The organism is Rhodococcus sp. NPDC054953 (assembly GCF_053609225.1).
Window position 1 is genome coordinate 92,085 of the sequence record NZ_JBSGXD010000001.1, and the last position, 6,921, is coordinate 99,005.

Sequence of the window (6,921 nt, forward strand, 5' to 3'; positions counted from 1 at the left end):
CCACCCCCCGACAATTCCCCCCCTTCATACCATGCGGAGAAACCCCCCCTCCACGCGCCCCCCCCTACGGAGGACACAACCCCCTGGCGTCCTGTGGCGGCCGAGACCCCGCCCCCAAAGGCGCGGTCGAGTGCATTGCCGGTGGTGGTCGTCGTGGTGGACTCGTCGTCGTTGCTCGACGTGCATCCGACCAGGGCGAGCGAGATGGCCGAGGCGGCGAGCACGGCAGCTGCGGTTTTCATGGGTCGAGCGTAGCCCCGGCAGCGCGCCGAGCGGCGGTGGACGACGTACCGGGCAGAAGTGTCGTCGCCGACGACCCGGATCGGGGAGCCGGGATCAGCCGCCGAACTTCGCCAGCCACTCCCTGGCTTCGTCGGGCAGCGCGTTCGCGGATTCGGCGGCGCGGCACCACTTTTTGGCCATCTTCAGGAACCCCATCGGGTTGTAGACGTCCTCCTCGCAGGACCACAGCCCGTCGCCCGCGTAGTGCAGGATCGTCAGGTTGGAGGCCCCGTGCACGGAGCCGTCGCCGGGGTCGCACATCGGATTGTCGATCTCACAGATCACCCAGCCACGGTCCTCGTCGATGGTGTACCAGAGCGCGGGGAAGGACGTCATGTGGTTGCCGGGGAAGCTGTTCATCGTCCGGACGATCCACGGGCGGATCTCCTCGCGTCCGGCGAACGTGCCGTACGCGTGCTCGATGTAGGACGCGTCCTCGGTGAACATGTCGGCGAAGAGGTTCCAGTCGCCGGTCCGCTTCGCCTCCTCGACCGTGCGCTGGTAGCCGGCGAACGCCGTCTCCAACTCCGCACGCGTCCAGCGGTTGCTGCCCGGCGCGGTGGTGGTGGTGGCGTCGGCGGATCGGGTCACAGGTCCTCCATGGGTGTCGACTGACGCCGCGCGCGGCGGGTCAGGTCTGGTTGTGTGCCAGCGGTGACCGGGACAGGTCGGGCTCCTCGGCCAGCACGTGCAGCGGCCGGTCGCCGGGTTCGCCGCCGTCGGCGCGCCACGACAGAACCGACCAACGGGACAATCCGGACAGTGCGGAGCCGAGGCTGCCGAACGATCCGGAGGACAGCGCGGACCCCGCGGACCCGATGGAGCCTATCGAGAGGATCGAGCCGACGCTGCCGATCGAGAGAATCGAATAGGCGGACCCGATGGACAGGATCGACCCCTCCGAGCGAATCGAGAGGATCGACCGACGGGATCGAACGGATCTGATCGAATTCCGGCGTGCGGAGGCCATTCCCCGGTCTACCACGGCAGCCCGGGAACGCGGAAGGGCCCTCGCCGCGGCGAGGGCCCTTCCGATGCTGTGGTCGTCCGCGTCAGGGGACGTAGACCGTCCCGACGGTCGGGAGGAAGGTGCAGGTGGCGGGGGCTGCGCCCTCAACCTCGGTGGTGAGGCCGCCGGAGATGACGGCGAGCACGCGGCCCTGGCCGGTCTCGGCGATCGCGGAGAGCGTCGCGGGGCCGTCCGGGTTGATCTTCGACGCGGTCGTCAGCGTGGCGCGGCCGGTCTTCGGGTGGTCGATGTTGACCCAGTCCACGACGAGCGGGGTCGGCTGCTCGGCGGTGGCCTTGCTGGTGCCGAGCGCGGTGAACACGAAGCCAGCCTCGCCCGCCTTCGGTCCCGGCGGCGGCAGGTGCGCGGGGCCGGGAACGGCGAGCGCGGCGCCGACCGAATCGGACGTGCCGCCGATGCAGTCCTTGCCGAGGGTCGGGTACAGGAACTGGGAGATGATCGGGCCATCCGACGGGGGCAGCTCCGGGCCGCCGCCGCCGCTGCCGTCGAGGAAGGTGATGACCTTCTCGAGGGTGGCCTTCGTCTCCGGCGGCAGGTTGGACGCATCGAGCAGTGCCTTCGCCTGCGCGAGCAGGTCGGCCTGCGGGTTCGCGATGTCGGTCACGCCGAGCTCGATCGGTCCGGCAGCGGCACCGACGATCGCGGGCGCGAGCGAGGCGAGCGCCTCGATGTCGAGGCCGGCGGGGATCTGGGGAACCGCGGGTTCGGCGGAGGCGGTCGCCGGTAGCGCGACGGCAGCGGCGGTAATCGCCAGCGCGATGATCGAAATGCGCGTTCCTCGCGTACGAAGCACGGTGTCCCCATCCTTGTTGTCAAGCGTCGCCGTTCCTGGACGGCGACTGGCCAGGCAGGCCCCTCGGTGTCGAGGGGTCACTCTATGCAGGGCCTCTGTTGTTGTACAGCGTTTGGAAGGCCCGGCCCGGCCGGTTGGCAACGGGCGGTACTCCCGCGGCAGTTAATCACAGCGTGATGTGGCGGTGCTGACATCGCGGTGTGGCGATGCTGACAACCCGAACCCTAGCGTGTTACTCAAGTGCACAGTGTGGTTGTTGATGCAACTGTTATGCGAGGTGATCGCCCATACCCGGCGTCGCACCCGGCTGCCGTAGGCTCGCCGACGACCGCGCGGAGCCCGACCCGCTGGCACACCACCTTCCCGGGAGAACACGAACACTGTGTCCGAGACGACCCCAGCACCCGCGGTCCGCGCACTCCGCACGGGCCCAAGGGTCGAGCGGATCCTGCGGGTCGCGCCGCTGATCCTTCTTCTCTCCGTCGCGGTCCGCATGTCCTGGACCTTCCTCAGCCCGAACGGGATGAACCTGGTCGACCTGCGGGTGTACGTGGACGGGTCGGCGGCGTTGCTGCGCGGTGACCTCTACGACTTCACCTACTCGGAGCTGACCCCCGACTTCCCGCTGCCGTTCACCTACCCGCCGTTCGCGGCCCTCGTCTTCTTCCCGCTGCACTACCTGCCGTTCGATGCCGTCGGGGTGGCCTGGCAGCTCGCGACGATCGGCGCGCTGCTGCTGCTGATCCGGATGAGCATCGAACTGCTGCTCGGTCGGTGCTCGACCCTGACCCGGGGGCTCGATGCCCGCTGGGCCTCGGTCGCGCTGGTGTGGACTGCCGTCGGGCTCTGGTCCGAGCCGGTGCGGACCACCCTCGACTACGGCCAGGTGAACGTCTTCCTCGCGCTCGGCGCGATGGTCGCGGTCCGGTCCGCCCGCTGGTGGGTGGCGGGCGGCCTGGTCGGGCTCGCCGCGGGCATCAAGCTGACGCCCGCGGTCACCGGCCTCTACTTCGTGCTGCGGCGCCGCTGGCGGGCCGCGGTGTTCTCGGCCGTCGCCTTCGCGGGCACGGTGGCGCTGAGTTACCTGCTCGCCGGACCGGAGGCCCGCACCTACTTCGAGCATCTGCTCGGCGATGCGTCCCGGATCGGGCCCGTCGGGTCGGTGTGGAATCAGTCGCTGCGCGGCGCGCTCAGCCGCGTCGCCGGGTACGACGTCGGAACCGGGCTGGTGTTGATCCTCGCGCTGCTGGTCGTCGCGGTCGCGGCCTGGTTTGCGTGGCGGGCACTCGGCAGCGATGACCTCCTTGGGACGCTGGTGCTCGTCCAGCTCTTCGGGCTGCTGCTGTCGCCGATCTCGTGGTCCCACCACTGGGTGTGGCTGATCCCGACCGCGATCTGGCTGGTGCACGGGCCGTTCGCCGGGCGGACCGGGGCGAAGGTGCTGGCCGGCTACTGGATTGCCACCACGCTGATCGGCGTTCCGTGGGTGCTCAGCTTCTTCCAGGACTCGATCTGGCTGATCTCCCGTCCGGGGATGCTGGCCTGGCTCGGCGCGGTGAACGTGCTCGGCGTCTTCGCCCTCTACCTGTGGGTGATCCGCGCTGGCCGGGTCACACCGACCCCGACAGCCGATCGATCTCCCCGGCGAGTTCCACGTCCAGCATCGTGAGCCCACCCGCCGAATGGGTGGCGCAGGTGAACGTGACCGTTCGCCAGCGGATGTCGATGTCGGGATGGTGATTGCGGGCCTCTGCGGCCTCGGCGACGCGGTCGACCAGGGTGATCGCGTCCGGGAAGGTGGGCAGTTCGACGGTCCGGACAATCGCGGCGCCGTCGCGCTGCCACCGGGGCAGGTCGGTGAGCGCGGCGGTGACCTCGGCGTCGGTCAGCAACTCGGCCATGGTCATGATGGTCCCATGCAGACGGGTCCCGGCGACAGTGGTCAACGCGAGGTCGCGGCGGCCGCGGTGATTGACGGTGGCCGACTGCTGATCGCGCAGCGGCAGGCGCCGCCGGACCTGGCGGGTCGGTGGGAGCTGCCCGGCGGGAAGGTCGAACCGGGCGAGACCCCGGCGGAGGGGCTGCGTCGGGAACTGCGGGAGGAACTCGGCATCGAGGCGGTGGTCGGGCCGCGGGTCGGCGTCGACGTGCCGCTGCCGAACGGGATGGTGCTGCGGGCCTACCGCGCGGAACTGGTGTCGGGGGTTCCGGTCGCGCTCGAGCATGCGGCGATCGCCTGGGTCGACGCCGCCGACGTCGTGCGGGTCGATTGGGTTCCGAACGACCGCGCCTGGCTCCCCGATCTGTGTGCGCTGCTTGGGGCCAGCGCCGCGGTCAGGCGGCCCGAGCCTTCTTGAGGCCCTTCTTCAGGTCCTTCCCGGTGACGCCCGCGTCCTCGAGCTTCCGCATCCGCATGATCACGACCGGGCAGGTGATGCAGCGAGTCTTGCTGCGGCAGCACTTCTTCTTCGGCTTCAGGCCCGACACCTTCTTTGCCTTGACCTTGCCCATCGCTGTCCCGGACCCCCGCTTCGACTGACGCATCCGGCTCGAGGTTAGCGTGCCCTCATTTCGGGCCCGAATCCGGCCAGTGGTGCAGATCACTATCCGCAGGTCAGGGCCGTTGATGGCCGGCCGCGATGTGGGGAAATTCGACGGAGGCGGGTACTGTGTTCGCTGGCCGCAATCCCTGCACAGGTGCACCGTCGTGACGTCTTCAGTGACGCTGGTGCCGCGGGGGTCGCGAATGGGAATCACGCATGCGCGTAGCGGCAGCCAGAAGCCGTGCGACACAAACTTCGTGTGGCCCCGTCAGCAGCAGGAGAACGCCCCGCGTGAGCACCACCACTTTCCGCAATGTCGCGATCGTCGCACACGTCGACCACGGCAAGACCACCCTCGTCGACGCGATGCTTCGGCAGTCCGGCGCCTTCGCCGAGCGCGCCGAACTCGTCGACCGGGTGATGGACTCCGGTGACCTCGAACGCGAGAAGGGCATCACCATCCTCGCGAAGAACACCGCCGTGCACCGCCACAACCAGGACGGCACCGTCACCGTCATCAACGTCATCGACACCCCCGGCCACGCCGACTTCGGCGGCGAGGTCGAGCGCGGTCTGTCCATGGTCGACGGCGTCGTGCTGCTCGTCGACGCGTCCGAGGGCCCGCTGCCGCAGACCCGCTTCGTGCTGCGCAAGGCGCTGTCCGCGTCGCTGCCGGTCATCATCGTGGTGAACAAGACCGACCGCCCGGACGCCCGGATCGAGGAGGTCGTCACCGAGGCGCAGGACCTGCTCCTCGACCTGGCCTCCGACCTCGACGACGAGGCCGCCGCGGCCGCCGAGGCGCTGCTGGACCTGCCGGTCCTGTACGCATCGGGCCGCGAGGGCAAGGCGTCGATGAATCAGCCGGAGAACGGCCAGGCCCCCGACACCGAGAACCTCGACGTCCTGTTCGACGTTCTGATGGAGCATGTCCCCGCGCCGAAGGGCGACGCCGCCGCACCGCTGCAGGCGCACGTCACCAACCTCGACGCCTCCGACTTCCTTGGCCGGCTCGCGCTGGTCCGCATCCACAACGGCGAGCTCCGCAAGGGCCAGCAGGTCGCGTGGATGCACGCCGACGGCGTCAAGACCGTCAAGATCACCGAACTGCTGAAGACGGTCGGCGTCAGCCGGGAGCCGGGCGAGGTCGCGGTCGCCGGTGACATCGTCGCCGTCGCGGGCATCCCCGAGATCATGATCGGCGACACCCTCGCCGACACCGAGAACCCGGTCGCGCTGCCGACCATCAGCGTCGACGAGCCCGCGATCTCCGTCGTCATCGGCACCAACACCTCGCCGCTGGTCGGCCGGGTGAAGGGTCACAAGCTCACCGCCCGCATGGTCAAGTCCCGCCTCGACTCCGAGCTGATCGGCAACGTGTCGCTGCGCGTCCTCGACATCGGCCGCCCGGACGCGTGGGAGGTGCAGGGCCGCGGCGAGCTGGCGCTGGCCATCCTCGTCGAGCAGATGCGCCGCGAGGGCTTCGAGCTGACCGTCGGCAAGCCGCAGGTCGTCACCCGGCAGGTCGACGGCAAGGTGCACGAGCCGTTCGAGGAGCTGACCATCGACACCCCCGAGGAGCACCTCGGGTCGATCACGCAGCTGCTCGCGAACCGCAAGGGCAAGATGGTCCAGATGACCAACCATGGCACCGGCTGGGTCCGCATGGAGTTCATCGTCCCGTCGCGTGGTCTGATCGGGTTCCGCACCGACTTCCTCACCGAGACCCGCGGCACCGGCATCGCCAACGCCGTCTCGCACGGTTACGGCCCGTGGGCGGGCGAGATCCGGGCCCGGCACACCGGCTCGCTGGTCTCCGACCGCACCGGCTCGGTGACCCCGTTCGCGATGATCCAGCTCTCCGACCGCGGCACCTTCTTCGTCGAGCCGGGTGCGGACACGTACGAGGGCATGGTCGTCGGCATCAACCCGCGTGCCGAGGATCTCGACATCAACGTCACCAAGGAAAAGAAGCTCACCAACATGCGCTCGGCGACCGCCGACGCCACCGAGACGCTCGCGAAGCCGATCGAGCTGACCCTCGAGGGTGCGATGGAGTTCTGCGCGGGCGACGAGTGCGTCGAGGTCACCCCGGAGGCGATCCGCGTCCGCAAGGTGCACCTGTCGCAGACCGACCGGGCCCGTGAGCGGTCGCGCGCGAAGTCCCGTGACAAGGCCGCGCTGTAAGGTGCGCTGACGCGCCCGTGGGTGGGGTTTCCCCCCCTCGGGGGGTGCACCCCCCCCAGGCGGGGTGGCCGCCAACCCAAAGGGAG

The 6,921-nt window shown here is 69.6% G+C and carries 8 protein-coding genes and 1 pseudogene; 3 read left to right on the forward strand and 6 right to left on the reverse strand.

What is annotated here, in order from left to right:
* The 4 genes and pseudogenes from ACWF62_RS00340 to ACWF62_RS00355 form a co-directional block, all read right to left on the reverse strand.
* A pseudogene (locus ACWF62_RS00340) lies at positions 1-242 on the reverse strand (hypothetical protein); the annotation flags it as partial.
* A gap of 94 nt (positions 243-336) precedes the next feature.
* Positions 337-873: a nuclear transport factor 2 family protein gene (locus ACWF62_RS00345; RefSeq protein ID WP_378505806.1), complete on the reverse strand. Its 537-nt coding sequence runs from the start codon at positions 871-873 to the stop codon at positions 337-339.
* 40 nt (positions 874-913) lie between these two features.
* The gene (locus ACWF62_RS00350) at positions 914-1,252 is read right to left on the reverse strand and encodes a hypothetical protein (protein WP_378505807.1); all 339 of its coding nucleotides are present in this window, start codon (positions 1,250-1,252) and stop codon (positions 914-916) included.
* Between the two features lie 82 nt (positions 1,253-1,334).
* Positions 1,335-2,105 (reverse strand): Rv1157c family protein, encoded by a 771-nt coding sequence (locus ACWF62_RS00355; protein ID WP_378505808.1) that lies wholly within the window; start codon positions 2,103-2,105, stop codon positions 1,335-1,337.
* Positions 2,106-2,487: 382 nt separating this feature from the next.
* Between ACWF62_RS00355 and ACWF62_RS00360 the strand changes: the two genes are divergently transcribed.
* Positions 2,488-3,774: a mannosyltransferase gene (locus ACWF62_RS00360; protein ID WP_378505809.1), complete on the forward strand. Its 1,287-nt coding sequence runs from the start codon at positions 2,488-2,490 to the stop codon at positions 3,772-3,774.
* Here ACWF62_RS00360 and ACWF62_RS00365 read toward each other — a convergent pair.
* Positions 3,716-4,006: a 4a-hydroxytetrahydrobiopterin dehydratase gene (locus ACWF62_RS00365; protein WP_378505810.1), complete on the reverse strand. Its 291-nt coding sequence runs from the start codon at positions 4,004-4,006 to the stop codon at positions 3,716-3,718. The genes ACWF62_RS00360 and ACWF62_RS00365 overlap by 59 nt on opposite strands.
* A gap of 15 nt (positions 4,007-4,021) precedes the next feature.
* Here ACWF62_RS00365 and ACWF62_RS00370 point away from each other — a divergent pair, with 15 nt between their 5' ends.
* Positions 4,022-4,462 carry a (deoxy)nucleoside triphosphate pyrophosphohydrolase gene (locus ACWF62_RS00370; RefSeq protein ID WP_452629196.1) on the forward strand — a complete coding sequence of 147 codons (441 nt, stop codon included), beginning with the start codon at positions 4,022-4,024 and terminating at the stop codon, positions 4,460-4,462.
* On the opposite strand, the gene ACWF62_RS00375 is transcribed toward ACWF62_RS00370, so the two are convergent.
* Positions 4,440-4,649 carry a hypothetical protein gene (locus tag ACWF62_RS00375; protein ID WP_378506064.1) on the reverse strand — a complete coding sequence of 70 codons (210 nt, stop codon included), beginning with the start codon at positions 4,647-4,649 and terminating at the stop codon, positions 4,440-4,442. The two genes, ACWF62_RS00370 and ACWF62_RS00375, sit on opposite strands and share 23 nt — an antisense overlap.
* A gap of 290 nt (positions 4,650-4,939) precedes the next feature.
* Here ACWF62_RS00375 and typA point away from each other — a divergent pair, with 290 nt between their 5' ends.
* Positions 4,940-6,835, forward strand: coding sequence for a translational GTPase TypA (gene typA, locus ACWF62_RS00380; protein WP_378505812.1), 1,896 nt, complete (start codon positions 4,940-4,942; stop codon positions 6,833-6,835).
* Positions 6,836-6,921: the final 86 nt, after the last annotated feature.